Source organism: Cohnella sp. AR92 (genome assembly GCF_003990975.1).
Classification (GTDB): Bacteria; Bacillota; Bacilli; order Paenibacillales; family Paenibacillaceae; genus Cohnella.
Window position 1 is genome coordinate 16146 of the sequence record NZ_RZJR01000022.1, and the last position, 21073, is coordinate 37218.

Here is a 21073-nt window from a genome sequence, read left to right on the forward strand (position 1 = left end):
CTTTTCTATGCAATGGATCCCCGACGAAGAAGATAAATGCCGTGCCAGACGAAAGCGGCCGCGAAAGCGAGCAGCAGCAGGCTGCTTCCATAAAGGCTGTGCGGATCGGCGTCATACAAGGTTTCGTTCATCCGATAAAGGAGCACTTTGACGATCAAGAAGGCCGCTGCGGCAATTCCGAAGAAGCCGTAATACTTGCGGCTGCGTTCGCATAAGGCCCCGTAGTAGAGACCGGCGGCAATGGCAAGCAGCAGGCTGAGGGTCGACAAGAGACGGCTAAGGCTCAAGGGCAAGAGAATGCGAATGAATTCCGAACGGATAAGGGCGAGATACCAGCCGTTGTGCATCCCGAATCCGCTTGTGTAGCGGCTGTCGACGAGCGCATAGCCAAGGCGGAAGACGAGAAGCTGAACGGCGATCAACAGCAGCATGCCGGTAGCGAAGACGAGCAGCTTGCTCCAGTAGAGCGCATCTCGGCGAACGGGCAGCGTGAGGTAACTATAGACGCTTTTGCTCCCCCAATAGCCGGCATAGACCGACTTCAGGAAATAGAGACAGAGAAGAACGAAAGCAATGAAAAAGACGATCGTGCAGCCGGAAGAGACGAATAGATCCTCGTATCTCGGTTGATTCGTCCATGGGCTAAAGCGAGAGGCCGAGTTCAACAGCAGGAGCGAGAGAGAGAAAGAGCCCACAAGCAGACCGGCCAGGAATCGGATCCAGGAGACGAACTCCAGATTAAGAAGACGATAGAAACCCTTCAAGAAGGTCCACCTCGCTAGGGGGAAATTGAAAATGATATTCGAACGAACTCGGAACGTACAAACGAGTCAATCCCAATACTCGCGTATCAGCTGCATGACATTTTCCAGGGACAAGCGGCTCTCTCTCGCTTCGGCGACGAACGAGCGAACCAGCTCGCGGGTCAATTCCTCTTCGATCCGGCGGTAGATGGCCTCGTCGACATAGAGGACGCTTCCGGAGGTGCTGCTCGTCTGGACGAAGCCCTCGTCTTCCATGGCTTTGAACGCCTTCTGCGCGGTATTGGGATTGATATTCAACTGGGCGGCAAGCTCCCTGCGGGACGGCATGCGGTCTCCCGATTGGACCGCGCGCAGCAGGATTTGCCGCTTAACGTAATGAACGACCTGCAGGTAGACGGGGTCACGATTGTTCAGCTTGAGTCCTTGGATATCCAACACGCGTCTCTTCACCCGCTTTGTTTTGGTGCTGATTGTATTATGGTCATAGTACAGTAAACTGTCAATAGTTGGATGATCGAACGATAGGATATGCTGAACGACGGATAGATTTTTTCGATTAGCGGTCCCGTTGACAGTGTCGGGCGCAGCCCTCTATACTCGGTTTAATCCAACTAAAACACTTAACTTAATTGGTAATTGACTGCGTACCCGCTTGCGGGGGCCCACCGGATCGCCGGAGGCCAAGGAACAGACACCTATGCCCGAGCTGGCACCGTCTGGTTCTTGGCCTCTTCTCGTTATGCGGAACGGTTAGGAGATGGTTGAGGAAAAAGGGGGAACGACGACATGATCGTGGCAAAAACGCCTGCAGCTTATTCGAACGAACCGGGAAATCTCGGGAAGGCCGGACCGAGAATCGCCGCTCTAGGCTCGAAGGTTTACGCCATTGCCGGACGAACGGCGTGGAGCAAGGCCGGCCCGGCGCTGACGGATAGCTTAAAGCAAGAGGGAATCGTCTTCTCGGTTCGGTTGTTGGAAGGTCCATGCACGTTGGCGAATATCGAGCGGCTCTCGGAAGAGGCCGAACGGTTCGAAGTCGACGTCATTCTCGGTATCGGAGGAGGTACCGTGCTCGATCTGACCAAAGCGGTCGGAGACCGGCTGGGCCTTCCCGTCGTAACGGTGCCGACGATCGCGGCGACCTGCGCGGCATGGTCCGCGCTCACGGTGCTCTATGACGACGAAGGCCGTTCGGCGGGCTACTTGCCGCTGGGGAGCTCTCCCGCTCTGGTGCTGGCGGATACGGGCATCCTGTCCGACGCGCCCCGGAGATACCTGGCTTCCGGGATCGGAGACACCCTCGTGAAGTGGTACGAGATCGGAATTAATGTGAAGCCCGGAGAGCTTGGCGGGCTGGATGCGCGGATCGGGCTGAGCACGTCCCGCCTGGCGCTGGACATTCTGAAGGAGCACGCGGTTCCGGTCTACAACGCCCTCGAGCGCCATGAGAGTCACCCCGCCTTCGCCGATGTGACCGATTCGATCTTCCTGCTTGCGGGGTTGGTCGGCAGCGTCACCAGCGAGGTTCGGCGAGCCGGCTTCGCCCACGCGATCCACGATGCGCTTACCTGGCTTCCGGAGACCCATGGCTCGCTGCACGGAGAGAAAGTCGCCTTCGGCTTGCTTGCTCAGCTTGTCCTGGAAGGCAAGAGAGCGGAGGCCGAGGAGCTGGCGAGGCTGCACCGCTCGCTGGACCTTCCGATCACGCTTCAGGAGCTGGGCATCGTCGGCGATTCAAGCGCGGCCATTGCCGCCGTTGCCTCCCGCATTCGATTCCCGCAGGACGTCCTGGATCGGCTGGCCTTCGAGGCCGACGCGGACCGGCTGGCCGCGGCGATCGCAGAGGCCGACCGCATTGGCAGAACAATCATTCATTCGCAGATTCCCGTTTAAACCAGAGAGGTGGACCTAACCATGAGAAAAATTCATTTGCGTCAGACGGCGCTGTCCTTATTCTTGCTCGTATCGCTCGTATCCCTGGCCGCTTGCGGCAACTCGAACAAGACCAACGAGACGTCGGCGGGAGCCGCTTCCCCCTCCGCTTCGGCTGCAGCCTCCAGCCAGTCCTCCTCCGAAGCCCCTTCCCCGTCGGAGTCCGCGGCAGCCGCCGATCCGGCCGCCGATCTGAGCAAAGTGACGCTGCGCGTCGGCCAGACCGGCTGGGGAACGTACGAGCAAGGCTTGAAGGCCGCCGGATTGAACGATACTCCCTATAAGATCGAGTACAGCGTCTTCCAAGGAGGCAATCTCCAGCTTGAGGCGATCGCGGCGGATCACCTCGATCTGGCGCTGACAAGCGAGATTCCGCCGATCTTCGCATCCCTCGCCGCCGGGGGAGGCAACTTCAAGATCATCGCGCTCTCCAATTCGAACACCCTGAACCAAGAAGTGGTCATTCCGAAGGATTCCAAGATCAAGACGGTCGCCGACCTGAAGGGCAAGAAGGTCGCCTATGTCAAAGCGACGACTGCGCAATACTTCCTGGTCAAGATTCTGGAGCAAGCGGGCCTGACCTGGAACGATATCGAGCCCGTCGAGCTGTCGACGGCGGACGGTCTGAGCGCGCTCTTGAGCGGCAAAGTCGAAGCGCTCGCCAGCTACGGGAACGCGATTACTTCCGCTCATGACAAGGGAGCGACGACTCTGGCCAGCGCGAAGGATATCCTGTCGGGCAACTTCCCGATCGAAGCGACTCCGGCAGCCATTGCCGATCCGGGCAAGCACGCCGCTATCGTCGATTATCTGAGCCGGCTGAACAAGTACAGCGAATGGACCCGCAATCATCAGGAGGAATGGTCCAAGATCGTCGCGGCCGCCACCAAGCAGGACGTGGGGCAAGCGCTGCAGACGCTCAAGGATGGCGAGGCCCAGCGGCCGACGAAGATCGTTCCGATCTCGCCGGCGGCGATCGCTTCGAATCAGGATGTCGCCGATACGCTGCACGGCTTGGGCTTGCTGGAGAACAAGATAGACGTCAGCGCCTTGTACTCGGATGCCTTCAGCGCCGAGATCAAGTAGAGAAGGGTTGCGTTGGCATAGGAGGAAGGAGGCGATCGGCGAAGGATGAAACGTCAATCCGCAGGACAGCTTTGGAGGAGAAGAGCGCTCCCATGGGCGCTCCCCGTCCTTATTCTCGCATTGTGGCACGTACTGACGACGACCGGCGTCATTGCCGCCCACACGCTGCCGAAGCCGACCGAGGTATGGAAGGTGCTGGTCGATACGCTTCGCAGCGGCGAGCTGGAACGGAATCTCGGAATAAGCGCCCTTCGGGCGCTGCTCGGCTTCTTGATCGGAGGGGGAATCGGCTTCGCGCTCGGCTTGCTAAACGGGCTGTCGAAGGCCGCAGAGGACGTGTCCGACACGACGGTCCAGATGGTCCGCAACATCCCCTTATTCGCATTGCTCCCCTTGTTCATCATCTGGTTCGGGATCGGGGAGGAGCTCAAGCTGGCGCTCGTGGCGCTCGGCGTCTTTTTCCCCGTGTACCTGAACACCTTCCACGGAATCCGCTCGGTCGATCCCGGGCTGATCGAGATGGGCAGAGTGTACGGCCTAAGCCGATTCGCTCTGTACCGGGACGTCATCCTGCCGGGAGCCCTTCCGTCCATCCTGGTCGGAATCCGCTATGCGCTCGGGATTACCTGGCTCGTTCTTATCGTGGCGGAGACGGTGGCGACGGATTCGGGGATCGGCTACATGGCGATGACCGCCAGGGAGTTCTTCGAGCTCGACGTTATCGTGCTCAGCATTCTGATCTACGCCTTGCTCGGCAAGCTCTCGGATAGCATCGCGAAGCTGTTAGAGAAACGCCTCTTGAGGTGGAATCCGAATTATTCACGCAAGTAAGGAGGGACGAAGGATGACCAAGCCAAGGAGGGGTACGGCCGTCGACCTGAAGCAGATCGGCATTCGGTTCGGCGACAAGCAGGTGCTGAGCCAGGTGGATCTGTCCATCGAGGAAGGCGAATTCGTGGCGATCGTCGGACGAAGCGGTTGCGGCAAAAGCACGCTGCTGCGTCTGATAGCGGGGCTCGAGGAGCCTACGGAAGGTTCGGTATGGCGGGGAGAATCGTCTAATGGCCGGCCCTCGGAAGACACTCGGGTGCTGTTCCAGGAGTCCCGTCTTCTGCCATGGAAGTCGATCCTGGACAATGTCAGGATCGGAGCGAGAGGAGACCGCAAGCTGGCGGAGGAAGCCCTGCGCCATGTCGGTCTTGCGGATCGCGGACGGGAATGGCCGGCGGTGCTGTCCGGAGGCCAGAAGCAGCGCGTGGCTCTGGCCCGGGCGCTGGCAAGCGGTCCCCGTCTTCTGCTGCTCGACGAGCCTCTTGGAGCGTTGGACGCTTTGACCCGCATCGAGATGCAGCAATTGATCGAGCAGCTGTGGTTGGAGGAAGGCTTCACGGTGCTGCTCGTGACGCACGACGTCAGCGAAGCGGTGGCTTTGGCCGATCGCGTTCTGCTTATCGAGGAGGGAAGCGTGGCGATGGACACGCGAATCGCGCTCGATCGGCCGCGCGAGCGGGACAGCGGCTTCGCTCACTATGAGCAGATCATTCTGAACCGCGTTCTGGGCAGGAATGACGCCGCGTATCCGGTGAAGGAGCGCAAGCTTAGCTATTCTATCTAAACGTAAATAGAAGAGCAAAGGAGAGGGCGAGCGATGGCAAGAATCGTTGCGGCAGCCGAGGATGTCCGCTATGCGGATTCGGTGGAGCTGATCAAGGAGCTGAGCGCGGAATTGGCCGCGCTCTATCAAGTGGAGGATGGCGGCGCCGGCTTTCATCCGGAGGATGTGGAGCAACCGAGGGCGGCTTTCGTCGTGGCCCGGTTGAACGGGTATCCCGTGGGCTGCGGCGCGCTTCGTCCCTTGGACGTCTCGACCGCCGAGGTCAAGCGCATGTATACCCGCTCCGACTATCGCCGGCAAGGCGTGGCCCAGGCCATCCTGGCGGAGATCGAGCGCTTGGCGCTGGAGTTCGGCTACGCGAGCCTCAAGCTGCAGACCGGTCCGCTTCAGCCGGAAGCGGTGAAGCTCTACGAGAGGGTCGGCTATTATCCGATCGCGCGTTTCGATGGGGATTGGGAGCTTGTCCATGCTTTTCAGAAGGATTTGACCGCCGCCGAGATCAAAGGGTGAAGCGGCGTCGTAGATAAGGAGGTCTATTCATGTGCGCTCTACCGATTCGGGAATCGCTTAAGCGGATTCAGGTTTATGCTCCGGCCAAGTCGACCGAGGAGACGAAGCGGGAGACGAACGACAGGCCGGTCGTGCGGCTGGCCGCCAACGAGAATACGTTGGGCTTCTCTCCGCTAGTCGAACAGGCGATCCGGGAGGCGGTCTCCACGATCCATCTGTATCCGGACAGCTTCGCCACTCGGCTGCGTGCCAAGCTGTCCGCAGCCAGGGGCTTTTCCCCCGATCGGCTGCTGTTCGGGAACGGCTCGTTCGAGTTGCTGTCCCTATCCGCCCAAGCTTACCTCAGCCCGGGCGATGAAGCCGTCATCCCGGTGCCCTCATTCGGCTGGTACAAGGTGGCGACGTTAGCCGCGGGAGGAGTGCCCGTCGAGGTGCCTCTTCGCAACCATAAGATCGGGCTGAACGATCTGAAGGCGGCGGTGACGGAGCGAACCAAGCTCGTGTGGTTGTGTAATCCCAACAACCCGACGGGCACCTATTACGGGGAGGAAGAGCTGGAGACCTTCCTCGCGGATCTGTCCCCCGAGATCGCCGTCGTGGTGGACGAAGCCTACTTCGAATACGTCGATCAACCGGACTATCCCGATACCGTCAAGCTGCTCGACCGATACCCGAATCTCATCGCTCTTCGCACCTTCTCCAAGGTTTACGGGCTCGCGGGCATCCGGGTCGGCTATGCCGTTGCCGCGGAAGAGACCATCCGCACGCTCAACCGGCTCCGGCTGCCGCCGAATGTCAGCGCGCTCGCCCAAGCGGCCGCAACGGCAAGCCTTGACGATACGGCGTTCGTCCAAGCGGTGCTCGACAACAACCGCGCCGGCAAACAGTATTATTACGATTCCTTCCGCGAGCTCGGCCTGTCCTATCTTCCTACGGAGACCAACTTCCTGATGGTCGACTTGGGCTTCGACAGCTCGTCCGTCTTCGCGGAGCTGCTCCGCCAAGGCGTCCTCGTTCGCCCCGGCAGCGACTTCGGCATGCCGAGCTGGCTGCGCATCTCCATCGGCAAGCCGGAAGAGAATCGCCTCGTCATCGAGAAACTAAGCGAGGCTCTGGCCGTGGCTTCATCGTCGTCGAACAAATAAGAATAGGCTTGGAGATAGAGGGGGGCGAGCCCTCTTCTCCAAGCCTTTTCCTCAATTAGGGATGGTATCGACGGAGAAACCGCCGCTGCGAATCTATGTGATTTTTCGAGTATAATCGACGTCAATTGCTGGAAATCAGCGATTGTATTCGAAAAATCATATAGAAACAGCTCATTTTCGAAATAAATCATAATTTGTATGCGATATTTCATATACAATGAACCAAATTGCCGATTCCTAGAAATTTGTATTCGAAAATTCGAATACATTCATCAACCTGGCCCAGGCCTTCTCTTCCGAAAGGAATTATCGATTTTTGGAAGAATTAAATTAATTATACAAAAACTTGAGGGAGGCACTCTCAATGCTTAAGAAAGCGAATCTGCTATTGCTTATTTGTTCTATCTTGCTAATAGCGGTCGTACAACCGGTTACGGCGGCGGAATCAAAAACGGTTAAAATCAAGGTGACGTTAACAAGCGCCGAACTAGTAGAGAACGACCATGTCGGCAATGAATGGTATACGGCAGCTTACGTTAACGGTAAAGAAGTTCAACTGGATAAAGCTCTCACGCTCAGTCTTAAATCCACGGATAGTCTGACTTTGAAGGCATATGCGGAAGAGCAGGATAAAATACCGGATAAAGGAACTTCGAGTACTTCCGTCAAGGCCTCTTCGATTACAAAAACAGTAACAAAGTCCATTAAGGTAACGGTGGTCGAGAACCGAGGCAGATATTCCGGCAACGCCGCCGAGTGGAAATTCAGTTTCAAAATCCAAAAGGCCTAACGGCAATCCACCTCTTTGCTATATCGGTTCGCCTGCGCGAATGCCTATGCCGCCTCTCCCATTCGCTCAGGATTTTATCCGATATTACTACTTCTTCCTGAGCGAATGGGAGAGGCGCGATAATCCGGCAGCGGAGATTGCGAATAAACGCAAGAAGAGCGACCCGCAAGGGACGCTTGTGCAAAGAAGAACCCGCGGCATGGGACCGCGGGTTCTTATCTATCTATCATAAGGGGTTGTGAGAGTATCTTACCGCTTCATCCTTAAATCTGCCTGATGCGAACCTTAAGAGATCCTGAATTTTCGCCCAATCCCGGAATCCCGAATCCGGAAATCTCGGAATCACGAATCCCGAAACCCGGAATTCCGGAATCTCCGGAATCTCCGGAATCTCCGCACTCTCTCTTGCCTCCTGCTATCCCTTTTATCCGATCATCTCGATAAACCGGGTTGCCGCGACGGAGAGAGGCATGTTGCGCATGATCATCGTGCCTAGGTGGGAGGGAGGAATCTCCACGTCCAGTTGGATCTCGAAGAGCGAGCCGTCCTCGAGCTCCTGGGAGACGAACTCCCGCGTCACGTAGGAGATGCCGAGCCCGCGGCGCGCGAACTCGATCAGCAGGTCGACGCTGCCGACCTCGATCTCGGGCTTCAGCTTGTAGCCGTAGCTGTTGAACAGCTCGGTAATCGTCATCCGGGCGCGGCTGTTGCGCGAGAAGAGGATGACGGGGTATTCGAGCAGCTCGCTGAGCGTCAGCTTGCGGTTGCGGAGCTCTTCGTAACGGGCGCCGGCAACGAAGCAGTCCTGCAGCTGGATGCTCTCGCGAACCTCTAACTGGGGATCGACGATCGGCATCCGCACGACCCCGAGATCGATGCGCCCTTCCTTGAGGAAGGTGATAACTTCCGGCGTCGTTCCGTGATTCAGGTGCAGCCGGATCCCGGGGTATTTCTCGTGATATTCCTCCAGATACGGCAGCAGGTAATGCTTGAACAGCGAATCGCTGCCGCCGATCCGCAGCTCTCCGCTTTCGAGGTTCTTGAGAGCGGCCATCTTCTCTTCGGCGAGCGAGATGAAGATCTGGGATTGTTCGATATAGGAGTAGAGCAGGGAGCCTTCCCGAGTCAGCGATACCCCTTTGGAGGTTCGATAGAACAGCGTGATTCCGAAGCTGTCCTCGAGCTGCTTGATGGCATGGCTGACGCTGGGCTGGGTGATATAGAGCGCTTTGGCTGCCTGGGACAAACTCCCTGTTTTTGCCGCCCAATAGAAAACTTTGTATAGCTCATAGTTATTAGCCATAGACATGGTCTATATCTCCTGTGAAATATATTAATTACACTTATATCGCTTATTCGTATTATAGTGAAAATACAGACGAGAAGCCATAAGTGGCACATGGAAGGAGACGGAGTAACCATGGAGGCAGCTACGATTGTCTTGTTCGGGGCGACAGGGGATTTGGCCAAGAGAAAAATCTACCCCGCCCTCTATAATTTGTTCGCCGACGGCAAGCTTCCGAAGTCGTTCTCGGTTATCGGGCTTGGCAGAAGGGAATGGTCCGACGCCAAGCTTCAAGAGAACGTCGCGCAATCGATCCAGACGTTCTCCAGACGCAAAGCGGAAGACGAGGAGAAGCTGGGGCAGTTCCTCGGCGCGTTCCGTTACAGCGTTCTGGACGTGGGCCAAGAGGATGACTACAAGAAGCTGCTGACTCTGGTCGAGAAGCGCGAAGAGGAGCTCGGCATTCCGCAGAACCGGTTGTTCTATCTGTCGGTCGGCCCCGAGTTCTTCGAGACGATCGCGTTCAACATCAAGTCCAGCGGCTTGGGATCGACGAAGGGCTGGAAGCGGCTGGTCATCGAGAAGCCGTTCGGCCACGACCTGGCGTCGGCCCGGGATCTCAATAAGAAGCTGAGCGCGGCGTTCGCGGAGGAAGAGGTTTTCCGAATCGACCACTACCTCGGCAAGCCGGTCGTTCAGAAGATGGAGATGCTGCAGCACGCGAATCCGGTTCTGCAAGCGTTCTGGACGAACCGTTATATCGCCAACGTGCAGATTACGGCGATCGAGACGGTCGGCGTGGAAGAGAGAGCGGGGTATTACGACAAGTCCGGCGCTATCCGCGACATGTTCCAGAATCACCTGCTGCAGCTGCTGATGATGCTGGCGATCCATCTTCCGAGCGACAGCAGCCCCGGCGACGTGCGCGCCCGGAAGAAGGACGTCGTGGAAGCTCTCGTGCCCGTGCAAGCCGGGAACATCGCCTCCCAGGTCATCCGCGGCCAGTACAAGGCGGGTTCCGTCAACGGCAAGCCGGTCGAGGCTTACAAGTCGGAGCCGGGCATCCCGGCCGATTCGAACAACGACACGTTCGTCGCGGCCAAGCTGGCAATCGACAACTACTTCTGGCGCGGCGTCCCGGTCTATATCCGGACAGGCAAGCGCCTGAAGGAGAAGGCTACCCGCATCGTGATCGAATTCAAGGAGCCGCTGAAGCAAGCGACCCCGTCGAAGGATTCCACGATCGCCCCGAACCTGCTCGTGTTCGAGATGGCTCCGAACGAGAGCATCACGCTGCAGCTCAACACGAGAGACCCGGACGGCGACGGCGGCTTCAAGCCGCTCCACGTCGATCTTCATACCCACCGCGACAACACGGCGGAAGCGTATGAGAACCTGATCCACGATGCCTTCCGAGGGGATTCCACCTTCTTCGCCCACTGGGATGAAGTCGAGCTCTCCTGGCAGTGGGTGGAGCCGATCCTGAAGGCCTTCGAGAACAACGAGGTTCCGCTGCATCTCTATGAAGCGGGCTCCTACGGCCCGAAGGAATCCGGCGAGCTTCTGGCACAAGACGGCTTCCACTGGTGGTTCGACGAACAAGACGCCAAAGCGCAAGACGCTAAACGAGAAGGAGAAGAACAATATGCCTAACACGTTAACCCTTGATCAACTCGCGATCGATACGATCCGCACCCTGTCCATCGACGCCATCAACGCGGCGAACTCCGGCCATCCGGGCCTGCCGATGGGGGCCGCTCCGATGGCCTACACCCTCTGGGCGCAAGCGCTGAACCACAATCCGAGCCATTCGAAGTGGTTTAACCGCGATCGCTTCGTCCTGTCCGCCGGACACGGTTCCGCTCTGCTCTACAGCTTGCTGCATTTGTTCGGCTACAAGGTATCGCTGGACGACGTGAAGCAGTTCCGCAAGCTGAACAGCAAGACGCCGGGACATCCCGAGTTCGGTCACACGGACGGCGTTGACGCGACGACGGGTCCTCTGGGTCAAGGGATCGCGAATGCGGTCGGGATGGCGATGGCGGAAGCCCATCTGGCCGCGAAGTTCAACCAAGAAGGCTATCCGGTCGTGGACCATCACACGTATGCGCTCGTCGGCGACGGCTGCCTGATGGAAGGGATCTCTTACGAAGCGATGTCGATGGCCGGCCACATGAAGCTGGGCAAGCTGATCGTCCTGTACGATTCGAACGACATCTCCCTCGACGGGGATCTGAACCTGAGCTTCGGCGAAAATGTTCAGAAGCGCGCGGAGTCCGCTCAATGGCAGTATCTTCGGGTCGAGGACGGCAACGATACCGCGGCGATCGCGAAGGCAATCGAGGCGGCTAAGCAGAATACGCAGCAGCCGACCCTGATCGAGGTTCGCACGATCATCGGATACGGAAGCAAGGTCGCCGGAACGAACAAGGCCCACGGCGCTCCGCTCGGCAAGGATGAAGCCAAATCGACGAAGGAAGCATACGGCTGGAACTACGAGGAAGAGTTCACCGTCCCGGCGGAAGTGAGAGCCCACTTCGAAGGATTGAAGAAGAAGGGCGAAGAGAAGGAAGCGGCTTGGAATCAGCTGTTCGCTGCCTATAAGAAGCAGTACCCTGAGCTCGGCCAAGAGCTGGATCAAGCGATCCAAGGCAAGGTCCTGATCGAAGCGGGAGACATCCTGACGTTCGATACGGCGAAGAGCGTCTCCACCCGCGTCGCCAGCGGCAACGCGATCAACCACTTCGTGAAGCGCGTGCCGACGATCTTCGGAGGAAGCGCGGACCTGTCGCACTCCACGATGACCGATATCGGCGGGGAAGCGATCTTCGCGATCGAATCGTACGCGGGACGCAACGTCTACTTCGGCGTCCGCGAACACGCGATGGGCGCGGCCGGCAACGGCATGGCGCTGCACGGCGGGGTTCAGCCGTTCGTCAGCACGTTCTTCGTCTTCAGCGATTACCTGCGCCCGTCCATCCGTCTGGCCGCGCTGCAGAAGCTGCCTGTCATCTACGTCTTTACGCATGACTCCATCGCGGTTGGCGAAGACGGACCGACGCACGAGCCGGTCGAGCACCTCGCGGCGCTGCGCACCATCCCGGGCCTCACGGTCATCCGTCCTACCGACGCCAACGAGACGGCAGCCGCTTGGGCTTATGCGCTCCAGCAGAAGGACGGTCCGGTCGCGCTCGTTCTGAGCCGCCAGAACCTTCCGATCTACGAAGCGACGAAGGCGAATGTGGAAGGCGTCGCGAAGGGAGCCTATATCCTGTCGGAGACGAACGCGAATCCGGACGTCATTCTGGCCGCAACCGGCTCGGAAGTGTCCTTGGCCATGAGCGCGAAGGCAGAACTGGAGAAGGACAACGTGTCCGTCCGCGTCGTCGCCATGCCGAGCCGCGAGCTGTTCGACCGCCAAGACGCCGCGTACAAGGAATCGGTTCTTCCGGCTTCCGTAACGAAGCGTCTCACGATCGAAGCGGGGATCTCGCTCGGTTGGGAACGCTATGCAGGTCCATCCGGCAAGGTGCTGGCCATCGATACGTTCGGCGCATCGGGTCCGGGAGGAGAAGTCATGGAATACTTCGGATTCTCGACTTCCAATGTCGTTCGCCTGGTTAAGGATTTGCTGAATTAATCATTAAATAGAATAAAAAACAAAACGGAGGTTGTTACCCATGAAATTCTTCATCGACACCGCTAACCTGGCGGACATCAAGAAGGCTTACAAAGTCGGCGTTCTGTCCGGCGTTACCACGAATCCTTCCCTGGTTGCCAAGGAAGGCGTAAAGTTCGAAGACCGCATCGCGGAAATTCTTCGCGAGGTTCCGGATGTGGAGTCCGTCTCCGCCGAAGTGACGCCTAACGCGATTACGGCCGAAGAGATGATCGCGGAAGCGAACGAGCTGATCAAGATCAACAATTACGACAAGAACATCACGATCAAGCTGCCGATGACGCTGGCCGGCCTGGAAGCTTGCCGCTACCTGACCAAGAAAGGCGTCAAGACGAACGTCACGTTGATCTTCACGGTCAACCAAGCGCTGCTCGCGGCTCGCGCAGGCGCAACTTATGTGTCTCCGTTCCTCGGCCGCCTGGACGACATCTCCGAAGACGGCGTGCTGCTCGTGTCCAAGATCGCCGAGCTGTTCCGCGTGCACAACCTGGACGCTCAGATCATCGCGGCTTCGGTTCGCCACCCGGACCACGTAACCCGCGTAGCGATGGCCGGCGCGCATATCGCCACGATTCCGTTCTCTGTCATCGAGCAGCTCTCCAAGCACCCGCTGACGGATCAAGGCATCGAGAAGTTCGCCGCCGACTGGAAAAAGACCGAGAAGTAAGACTGACTAAGGCGCAATTAGGCGCATTGGGACGCAGGACGCACGCAAGAGCAATGCGCCAATGCGCCTGAAATACGCTATAAGCGAAGGAGACGTTGCAGTTGGCTATCCGATTCGACTATACCGATGCATTGCCGTTCCTGCAGCAGCACGAAGTCGATTACTTCGGCGAGTTCGTGAAGACCGCTCACGACAGGCTTCATCATAAGAAAGGTCCCGGCTCGGATTATCTGGGCTGGGTGGACCTTCCTTTCCAATACGACAAGGAAGAATTCGCCCGCATCAAATCGGCCGCAAGCCGCATCCGCGGCAATTCCGAGGCGCTTGTCGTCATCGGAATCGGCGGCTCCTATCTGGGAGCGCGCGCGGCGATCGAATCGCTGTCCCACACGTTCCATAATCAGATGCCGGGCAACACCCAGGTTTATTTTGCCGGACAGAACATCAGCTCGACCTACGTTACCCATCTTCTAGAGCTGCTTGAAGGCAAGGATATCTCCCTGAACGTCATCTCCAAGTCGGGGACGACGACCGAACCGGCGATCGCCTTCCGTATTCTGCGCGATTACATGGAGAAGAAGTACGGCAAGGAAGAGGCTCGCAAGCGGATTTTCGCTACGACCGACTCTTCCAAGGGCGCCTTGAAGACGCTGGCTTCCGAAGAAGGCTACGAGACGTTCGTCATTCCGGACGACGTTGGCGGACGCTATTCCGTGCTGACGGCCGTCGGCCTGCTTCCGATCGCGGTCGCGGGGCTCGACATCGACAAGATGATGGCGGGGGCGGCCGCAGCCGCCGAGAAGTACAACAACCCGGATCTCGCCACCAACGAGAGCTACCAATACGCGGCTGTCCGCAACGCTCTGTACCGCAAGGGCTATTCGATCGAGCTGCTCGCGAACTTCGAACCTTCCTTGCACTACGTCTCGGAATGGTGGAAGCAGCTGTTCGGCGAGAGCGAAGGCAAGGACCAGAAGGCTCTGTATCCGGCTTCCGTCGACTTCTCCACCGATCTGCACTCGATGGGGCAATACGTCCAAGAAGGACGCCGCAGCCTGATCGAGACGGTGCTGGCGGTGAAGAAGCCGAAGATCGAGCTGACGGTGGAGAGCGACAAGTCCAATCTGGACGGGCTCAACTTCCTGGCGGGCATGACGATGGACGAAGTGAACAAGCAAGCCGCTATCGGCACTCGCTTGGCGCACGTGGACGGCGGCGTTCCGAACCTGATCGTCGAGCTGGACGAGCTGAACGAATACACCTTCGGCGAGATGGTTTACTTCTTCGAGAAGGCTTGCGGCATCAGCGGCCATCTGCTCGGAGTGAATCCGTTCGACCAGCCGGGAGTCGAAGCCTATAAGGTCAACATGTTCGCGCTGCTGGGCAAGCCGGGTTACGAGGCCCAGAAGGAAGAGCTGTCGAAGCGCTTGTCCAAGTAAGAGAGAGAGCCATGTTATAGAGATAGAAAATAGAGATATTCTTATGGGATAGAAGTGGAGGAGTAACCATGAGCAAGCAGCAGATTGGCGTTGTCGGCCTGGCCGTAATGGGCAAGAATCTGGCCTTGAACATCGAGAGCAAAGGCTTCTCGGTCTCACTGTTCAATCGTTCTCCGGAGAAGACGAAAGAGCTTCTGGCGGAAGCTCCGGGACGCAACTTCGTCGGTACTTACAGCGTGGAAGAATTCGTGCAATCCCTCGAGACCCCTCGCAAGATCCTGATCATGGTCAAAGCCGGGGCTCCGACGGACGACACGATCAACCAGCTCGTTCCTTACCTGAGCAAGGGCGACATCCTGATCGACGGCGGCAACGCCTACTTCCCGGATACGCAGCGCCGGAACGAAGCGCTTGAAGCGCAAGGCTTCCGCTACATCGGAGCCGGCGTGTCCGGCGGCGAGGAAGGCGCCCTGAAGGGGCCGGCTATCATGCCGGGCGGCCAGAAGGACGCTTACGAGCTGGTAGAGCCGATCCTGACCGCGATCTCGGCCAAGGTCAACGGCGACCCATGTTCGACCTACATCGGAGAAGGCGGAGCCGGCCACTACGTGAAGATGGTGCATAACGGCATCGAGTACGGCGATATGCAGCTCATCGGCGAAGCGTATCACCTTCTCAAGGATGTTCTAGGCCTTTCCACGAGCGAGCTGCACGATATTTTCACCGAATGGAACAAGGGCGAGCTGGACAGCTACTTGATCGAGATCACGGCCGACATCTTCGGCAAGACCGATCCGGACACCGGCAAGCCGATGGTCGACGTCATTCTCGACTCCGCCGGCCAGAAGGGAACCGGCAAGTGGACCAGCCAAAGCGCTCTCGATCTGGGCGTGCCGCTGTCCATTATCACGGAATCCGTCTTCGCCCGCTTCCTTTCGGCGATGAAGGACGAGCGCGTGGCGGCCAGCAAGAAGCTGCATGGCCCGGCTGCCGCTGCCTTCGACGGCGACCGCGCGGCATTCATCGAGTCGGTTCGCAAGGCGTTGTTCGCGAGCAAGATCGCTTCGTATGCTCAAGGCTTCGCCCAGATGAGAGCGGCGTCCGAAGAGTATAACTGGAACCTGCAATACGGCAGCATCGCGATGATCTTCCGCGGCGGCTGCATCATCCGCGCCGGATTCCTGCAGAACATCAAGGATGCTTACGACAAGAATCCGGAGCTAAAGAACCTGTTCCTGGACGACTACTTCGGCGGCGTGATCGAGAGCTATCAGGAAGCGTGGAGAAGCGTCGTCGCGACGGCCGTAACGCGCGGCATTCCGGTGCCGGCGTTCGCTTCCGCCCTGGCTTACTACGACAGCTACCGTTCGGAGCGGCTTCCGGCCAACCTGCTGCAAGCTCAGCGCGACTACTTCGGAGCGCACACGTTCCAACGAGTTGACAAGGAAGGCGTCTTCCACTTCCAGTGGATGCGCAATGACTGATTGATCTATTTTCCTCAATAGAAAAACCGTCCCGCAGAGGGACGGTTTTTTTGACGTGGTTGGAAAAGCCGGATTACTTAGCCGTTACCCCGCCGTCTACCGGAAGCTCGACGCCCGTGATATACGACGAATCGTCGGATGCCAGGAACAATACGGCAGTAGCGACTTCGGAAGCTCCGCCTACCCGCGGAAGCGCCGTCTGCGAGAGGAACCATTGCAGCATCTGTTCGTTCTGGATATGCTCGGCGCTCATCGGAGTCTCAATGAAGCCTGGGTGAACAGAGTTGACGCGGATGTTGAAGCGGCCATAATCGACAGCTGCCGCCTTGGTCAGCATGCGAACGGCGCCCTTGGAAGCCGTATAAGCGCCCGCGCCGCTGCCGCCGGTCAGGCCGGCGATCGAAGAGATATTGACAATGGAGCCGCCCTTGTTCTCGATCATCGACGGAATGACGTGCTTCATGCCGAGGAAGTTACCCGTTACGTTGATGTTCATAACGCGATTCCACTGGTCGATCGTCGTGTCGAGCAGGCCGACGGCAAGGGAGATGCCGGCGTTGTTGACGAGGACGTCGATTTTGCCATAGGCCTTCAGCGTCTTCTCAACGATAGATGCCCAGTCTTCTTCGGAAGCGACGTTGTGAGCGAAGCCAAGGGCTTGTCCGCCTGCCGCTTCAATCTCCTTCACGACAGCCAGCACGGCGGCTTCGTTGATGTCCGTTGCGATGACGCGAGCGCCTTCGCGGGCGAACAGAAGCGCCTCTTCGCGGCCCATGCCGCTGCCTGCGCCCGTTACGATTGCTACTTTATTATCTAATCTATTCATGCCAAATCTCCTCTTTTCAGCAGAGTTGTTGGAGATAGTCGAATATCGTGATAGTGTGACTATCACCACGAAACAAAGTATATCACGGACGTGTGCCGTTCTCAAATCCTCTATTTTCATGCGCTAGAGCGAGTGGTCATTTTCTCATGGGCTTCCAGTAAGACTCATCGGTCCGCTTCGCATATTTCCTTAGTCGGGAGGCATTCTACAGGCAAACGAACAAGATGGAAGGTGGCGCGAAATGAAAAGAGCAATGATCGCGGCGACAGCGGCCGTCCTGCTCGTAACGGGGGCGGGATGCGGCCATAAGCAGCAGAATGCGGCACCATCGGCTCAACCGCAGCAACGAATGCAGACGTCTTCCATATACAGCGCCGCGCCCTCCGACCCCGTCTATCGAGCCAGGCAGGCGACGGACGATACGACGGGCTTGCTGAATCGGCTGCTCGATCAACTTACGCCCCGGAACGGAGCGACGCAGCCTTCGGTTCCCCAAGGTCAGACCGGCTATCCGCAGACCGGATATCCTCAAGCCAGCATGAATCCCGTTCAGAGCGCGGCCCCGGCGCGAACCGCCGCTCCGGTTCAATCGGCTAACCCGCCGTCCTCGGCCAGCGCCTCCGCCTTCGAACAGCAGGTACTCGACCTGGTGAACAAGGAACGCCAGAGCGGAGGGCTGAACGCGTTGACGATGGATAGCAAGCTGGTGGAGGTTGCCAGAGCCAAAGCGAAGGACATGCATGACAACAACTATTTCGATCACCAGTCCCCGACCTATGGCTCTCCCTTCGATATGATGAAGTCGTTCGGCGTCAGCTACCAGTCGGCAGGCGAGAACATCGCCAAGGGACAGACAAGTCCCGAGCAAGTCATGAGCCAGTGGATGAACAGCCCCGGGCACAAAGCGAACATCATGAACGGCAGCTACACCAAGATCGGAGTCGGGTACATGCCGACGGGAGAATGGGTTCAGGAATTTACGGGCTGATCGGCGAATCGAAACTCCGCTTTCGTCTCCTTAAGGGAGAGGAAGCGGAGTTTTTTTTAGCCGATAAACTCTTCTACCCAGACGCTGTTATAATAACCGATTCCGATCTGAGTGAAGTGCGGGCTTAGAATATTGGCACGGTGATCCGGGCTTGCCATCCACTGGCTCATCGCCTCCGCCGCGCTGGCTTGGCCTTGAGCGATATTCTCCCCGGCGGAACGGTAAGGAATGCCGAACATTCTCATCATGTCGTACGGCATCCCATAATTCGGGGAGTTGTGGGAGAAGTAATTGCGGAAGACCATATCCTGCGCTTTGGTCATCGCCATCTCTCCCAAGCGAGCGTTCGCGCGAAGAGGCGCCAGTCCCGCATTCGCCCTTTCCCGGTTGACCAGGTCCAGCACCCGGCCTACGTTGTCGGAGGCGTTATCGAATGCGCGGGAACCGGGGGCCGGAGAAGAGGCTTCGGTGCGGTAAGGAACATGATCCCGAATAAAGCGGGCAAGCCAGCTGGAGTTAGAGCTCGCGATAGGGTTCAGCGCCTGCAGAACGCGATAGGAAGAACCGTCTGCCCCGTCGGCGGTGGATACGGAAGAGGCCTGCTTCGGGATGGCCGAAGGGATGCCGTGCTTGGCGACCGGAGCCAGCCTTGCCTGGTTGGCGGTCAGCTGGTTGATCGTCAGATTCGGGTTGCTCGCGCAGCCGGACACCAGAAGAAAAAGCGCCGCGAAACCGATATGAGGTTTGATGGGGAATCCCTCCTCCGTTCATCCTGGCAGCGTTGCTGCCCAAGATAAGGTTCTGCAGTTAGCGATTGATTTATGTGAGAGCAGAAGCGTGAAAAGGCCCTTCACGCGGTCATAGAGAAGTTTGCGCGGCTCGCGGAGCAGTCCGGTTGGAACGGATCTCGCGGCCTTTTTGGCATTGAACGGCCAGGTTCGGCACGATCCGGCAAATTCCTGCGGAATCCTATTGGTGCCGACAAACCGGAGTGATAAGATAGAGTTACCTATCTGCGAGCGGAAACCGACAAGCGTCAGTAAGAGAGGAAAAAAGGGAGGCGCTTCTTGGACAATAACGTGTGGATGTCGATCTTGCTTTTTGTCGTGGCCGGATATGGATCGTACATCGTTGCTCTGACTTACCGTAAGCGTCGAATGCCCATCGCCCGGACGATGTTCTGGACGATGCTCTGCGCGAGCTTCTATTCGGTAGGGTATGGTTTCGAGCTGCTCAGCCGCAATCTGGGACAGATGAAGCTGGCTTTGCAGATCGAATATTTGGGTATTCCTTTCGTTTCGACCCTATGGCTGTTTCTTGCTATCCAATTCACCGGGAGGGCAGCCCGGAACCGTAAGCCGCTTGCTCTGTTTCTTGCCATCGTGCCGTGTATTATCTTCGTCCTCCATCTGACGAACGATTGGAACCATCTGATCTACAAAGATTACATACCGAACGCAAGCTCCTTTGGGCCCCCTTACGTGACTCTCAAGGGTCCTTGGTATTGGGTGCACGTCATCTATAATTACGCGATTCTGGTCGTCGGCTTCCTGCTCTTCATTCCGATGTATTATCGTTCGTCGCGGATCGTGCGTAAACAGATCGTCATCCTGATGCTGGGGGCGGCTGCCCCTATGCTGAGCAATCTGGTGTATCTGTTCGGAGTCGTCGTGGATCTCACTCCCTTCGGTTTTATTCTATCGGGATTGGCTTATATCTGGGGGATTCTGCGCTTCAACCTGCTGCGCTTGACCCCGCTCGCCATGAACAAGGTATTCCATACGATTCGCGACGGCGTGGTCATTATGGGCGAAGACAATCAAGTCATCAGCTTCAACCGGGCGGCGGAATCCGTGTTCCCCGGACTGGGGAAGAGGAGGGCTCCGATTCCCCTTGACGAGGCCTTCCGAGGCCATGAACCTTTCCTGGAGAGAATTATCGCCGCGCAGCTTCGGGATGACCGGTTCCCTTTCCAAGTCGACCGGGAGCTTCGTACCTTGCATTTTAATTGCGGGTTAACGGTTCTCTACGATACGACCGATCAGCCCATCGGCAAAATGCTCATTCTCAACGACGTAACAGAGCTTAAGGAGAATGAATCCAGACTTCGCGAGAATGCCCGCCAGCTCTCCGAGCTGAATTCCTTCAAGGACAAGCTGTTTACGATCGTCGCTCATGACATTCGGGATCCCGTCGCGGTCCTGGTCAGCATGACCGATCTTCTTCGCAATCGCATGCAGCTCTCGGAGAAGGAGTTCTCCGAATGGATGGAGGAGATGCACGGCCAGATGCGAAGCACGCTGTCCTTAATCGACAGCTTGCTCGACTGGTATCGCAGCCAGAAGGGACAAGTCACCTATGAGCCGAACGACTGGAATCTTCGGCAGGCCGTGAACCAGTCGTTCGCCGTCGCGGGAGGGAAAGCGGCGCTTAGGCAGATAGCCTTAACGGAGAGAATCGATCCCTCGGTTACGGTCTATGCCGATCGGGAGATGCTCGATCTGATCCTTCGCAACCTGATCTCCAACGCGATCAAATATGCATCGTCCGGCGGAAACGTCGAGGTGGCGGCAGCCGTGGAACGGACGGAAGTCATCGTGTCGGTGACGGACGACGGTCCCGGCATCGACCGCGAGACGGCGGAGAGGCTGCGGCAGGAAATGCCGACCTTCCGGAAGGAGAGCGAGGAAGAGGAAGCGCGCTTCGGCTTGACGCTCACCCGCGAGTTCGTTCGTATCAATGGAGGCCGTTTGTGGTTCGACAGCGAGTCCGGCAGGGGGACCCGCTTCTATTTTACCGTTCCCTGTTCGGCTCAAAGATTCGATTCCCATTCCCCAATTGCCAATATCAGTCAATAGATATA

At 57.8% G+C, this 21073-nt stretch carries 19 protein-coding genes; 14 read left to right on the forward strand and 5 right to left on the reverse strand.

Annotated elements, in window-relative coordinates; genetic code table 11:
* Positions 1–5 precede the first annotated feature (5 nt).
* Both ELR57_RS25835 and ELR57_RS25840 read right to left on the reverse strand, forming a co-directional pair.
* Positions 6–764, reverse strand: a complete 759-nt coding sequence (locus ELR57_RS25835; RefSeq protein WP_126962476.1) for a hypothetical protein — start codon at positions 762–764, stop codon at positions 6–8.
* Positions 765–830: 66 nt separating this feature from the next.
* Positions 831–1202, reverse strand: coding sequence for a GntR family transcriptional regulator (locus ELR57_RS25840; RefSeq protein ID WP_126962478.1), 372 nt, complete (start codon positions 1200–1202; stop codon positions 831–833).
* 348 nt (positions 1203–1550) lie between these two features.
* Here ELR57_RS25840 and ELR57_RS25845 point away from each other — a divergent pair, with 348 nt between their 5' ends.
* The 7 genes from ELR57_RS25845 (at position 1551) to ELR57_RS25875 (ending at position 7842) form a co-directional block, all read left to right on the forward strand.
* Positions 1551–2657, forward strand: a complete 1107-nt coding sequence (locus tag ELR57_RS25845; RefSeq protein WP_126962480.1) for an iron-containing alcohol dehydrogenase family protein — start codon at positions 1551–1553, stop codon at positions 2655–2657.
* A 21-nt stretch (positions 2658–2678) separates the two neighbouring features.
* A complete protein-coding gene (locus ELR57_RS25850; protein WP_126962482.1) occupies positions 2679–3782 on the forward strand; it encodes an ABC transporter substrate-binding protein in 1104 nt (367 codons plus the stop codon).
* 45 nt (positions 3783–3827) lie between these two features.
* Positions 3828–4613, forward strand: coding sequence for an ABC transporter permease subunit (locus ELR57_RS25855; protein ID WP_126962484.1), 786 nt, complete (start codon positions 3828–3830; stop codon positions 4611–4613).
* A gap of 13 nt (positions 4614–4626) precedes the next feature.
* A complete protein-coding gene (locus ELR57_RS25860) occupies positions 4627–5397 on the forward strand; it encodes an ATP-binding cassette domain-containing protein (protein ID WP_126962486.1) in 771 nt (256 codons plus the stop codon).
* A gap of 33 nt (positions 5398–5430) precedes the next feature.
* Positions 5431–5907, forward strand: coding sequence for a GNAT family N-acetyltransferase (locus tag ELR57_RS25865; RefSeq protein ID WP_126962488.1), 477 nt, complete (start codon positions 5431–5433; stop codon positions 5905–5907).
* A gap of 29 nt (positions 5908–5936) precedes the next feature.
* Positions 5937–7052, forward strand: coding sequence for a histidinol-phosphate transaminase (gene hisC, locus ELR57_RS25870; RefSeq protein ID WP_126962490.1), 1116 nt, complete (start codon positions 5937–5939; stop codon positions 7050–7052).
* 364 nt (positions 7053–7416) lie between these two features.
* Positions 7417–7842 carry a hypothetical protein gene (locus ELR57_RS25875; RefSeq protein ID WP_126962492.1) on the forward strand — a complete coding sequence of 142 codons (426 nt, stop codon included), beginning with the start codon at positions 7417–7419 and terminating at the stop codon, positions 7840–7842.
* A 424-nt stretch (positions 7843–8266) separates the two neighbouring features.
* On the opposite strand, the gene ELR57_RS25880 is transcribed toward ELR57_RS25875, so the two are convergent.
* Positions 8267–9145 (reverse strand): LysR family transcriptional regulator, encoded by an 879-nt coding sequence (locus tag ELR57_RS25880; RefSeq protein WP_126962597.1) that lies wholly within the window; start codon positions 9143–9145, stop codon positions 8267–8269.
* Between the two features lie 117 nt (positions 9146–9262).
* On the opposite strand from ELR57_RS25880, the gene zwf reads away from it, so the two are divergent.
* From zwf to gndA, 5 genes are all read left to right on the forward strand, one after another.
* Positions 9263–10780: a glucose-6-phosphate dehydrogenase gene (gene zwf / locus ELR57_RS25885; RefSeq protein ID WP_126962494.1), complete on the forward strand. Its 1518-nt coding sequence runs from the start codon at positions 9263–9265 to the stop codon at positions 10778–10780.
* Positions 10773–12767, forward strand: a complete 1995-nt coding sequence (tkt, locus tag ELR57_RS25890; RefSeq protein ID WP_126962496.1) for a transketolase — start codon at positions 10773–10775, stop codon at positions 12765–12767. Before zwf ends, tkt begins: the two co-directional genes overlap by 8 nt.
* 40 nt (positions 12768–12807) lie before the next feature.
* Positions 12808–13473, forward strand: coding sequence for a fructose-6-phosphate aldolase (gene fsa, locus ELR57_RS25895; protein WP_126962498.1), 666 nt, complete (start codon positions 12808–12810; stop codon positions 13471–13473).
* A 101-nt stretch (positions 13474–13574) separates the two neighbouring features.
* Positions 13575–14912 carry a glucose-6-phosphate isomerase gene (locus tag ELR57_RS25900; protein ID WP_192896622.1) on the forward strand — a complete coding sequence of 446 codons (1338 nt, stop codon included), beginning with the start codon at positions 13575–13577 and terminating at the stop codon, positions 14910–14912.
* Between the two features lie 68 nt (positions 14913–14980).
* Positions 14981–16396: an NADP-dependent phosphogluconate dehydrogenase gene (gndA, locus tag ELR57_RS25905; RefSeq protein WP_126962502.1), complete on the forward strand. Its 1416-nt coding sequence runs from the start codon at positions 14981–14983 to the stop codon at positions 16394–16396.
* Between the two features lie 73 nt (positions 16397–16469).
* Here gndA and ELR57_RS25910 read toward each other — a convergent pair whose 3' ends face one another.
* Positions 16470–17222: an SDR family NAD(P)-dependent oxidoreductase gene (locus ELR57_RS25910; RefSeq protein ID WP_126962504.1), complete on the reverse strand. Its 753-nt coding sequence runs from the start codon at positions 17220–17222 to the stop codon at positions 16470–16472.
* A 241-nt stretch (positions 17223–17463) separates the two neighbouring features.
* On the opposite strand from ELR57_RS25910, the gene ELR57_RS25915 reads away from it, so the two are divergent.
* Positions 17464–18210, forward strand: coding sequence for a CAP domain-containing protein (locus ELR57_RS25915; RefSeq protein ID WP_238162697.1), 747 nt, complete (start codon positions 17464–17466; stop codon positions 18208–18210).
* 56 nt (positions 18211–18266) lie between these two features.
* Here the strand turns inward: ELR57_RS25915 and ELR57_RS25920 are convergent, their stop codons facing one another.
* On the reverse strand, positions 18267–18920 hold the full coding sequence (locus ELR57_RS25920) for a CAP domain-containing protein (RefSeq protein WP_238162698.1): 654 nt from the start codon (positions 18918–18920) through the stop codon (positions 18267–18269).
* Between the two features lie 357 nt (positions 18921–19277).
* Here ELR57_RS25920 and ELR57_RS25925 point away from each other — a divergent pair, with 357 nt between their 5' ends.
* Positions 19278–21068, forward strand: a complete 1791-nt coding sequence (locus tag ELR57_RS25925) for a sensor histidine kinase (protein WP_126962508.1) — start codon at positions 19278–19280, stop codon at positions 21066–21068.
* The last annotated feature ends 5 nt before the right edge of the window (positions 21069–21073 follow it).

Excerpts from the sequence above, each read along its gene's own strand:
- ELR57_RS25845 (WP_126962480.1), top strand. The coding sequence starts at position 1,551 with ATGATCGTGGCAAAAACGCCTGCAGCTTATTCGAACGAACCGGGAAAT.
- ELR57_RS25850 (WP_126962482.1), top strand. The coding sequence starts at position 2,679 with ATGAGAAAAATTCATTTGCGTCAGACGGCGCTGTCCTTATTCTTGCTC.
- ELR57_RS25855 (WP_126962484.1), top strand. The coding sequence starts at position 3,828 with ATGAAACGTCAATCCGCAGGACAGCTTTGGAGGAGAAGAGCGCTCCCA.
- ELR57_RS25860 (WP_126962486.1), top strand. The coding sequence starts at position 4,627 with ATGACCAAGCCAAGGAGGGGTACGGCCGTCGACCTGAAGCAGATCGGC.
- ELR57_RS25865 (WP_126962488.1), top strand. The coding sequence starts at position 5,431 with ATGGCAAGAATCGTTGCGGCAGCCGAGGATGTCCGCTATGCGGATTCG.
- hisC (WP_126962490.1), top strand. The coding sequence starts at position 5,937 with ATGTGCGCTCTACCGATTCGGGAATCGCTTAAGCGGATTCAGGTTTAT.
- ELR57_RS25875 (WP_126962492.1), top strand. The coding sequence starts at position 7,417 with ATGCTTAAGAAAGCGAATCTGCTATTGCTTATTTGTTCTATCTTGCTA.
- ELR57_RS25880 (WP_126962597.1), bottom strand. The coding sequence starts at position 9,145 with ATGGCTAATAACTATGAGCTATACAAAGTTTTCTATTGGGCGGCAAAA.
- zwf (WP_126962494.1), top strand. The coding sequence starts at position 9,263 with ATGGAGGCAGCTACGATTGTCTTGTTCGGGGCGACAGGGGATTTGGCC.
- tkt (WP_126962496.1), top strand. The coding sequence starts at position 10,773 with ATGCCTAACACGTTAACCCTTGATCAACTCGCGATCGATACGATCCGC.
- fsa (WP_126962498.1), top strand. The coding sequence starts at position 12,808 with ATGAAATTCTTCATCGACACCGCTAACCTGGCGGACATCAAGAAGGCT.
- gndA (WP_126962502.1), top strand. The coding sequence starts at position 14,981 with ATGAGCAAGCAGCAGATTGGCGTTGTCGGCCTGGCCGTAATGGGCAAG.
- ELR57_RS25910 (WP_126962504.1), bottom strand. The coding sequence starts at position 17,222 with ATGAATAGATTAGATAATAAAGTAGCAATCGTAACGGGCGCAGGCAGC.
- ELR57_RS25915 (WP_238162697.1), top strand. The coding sequence starts at position 17,464 with ATGAAAAGAGCAATGATCGCGGCGACAGCGGCCGTCCTGCTCGTAACG.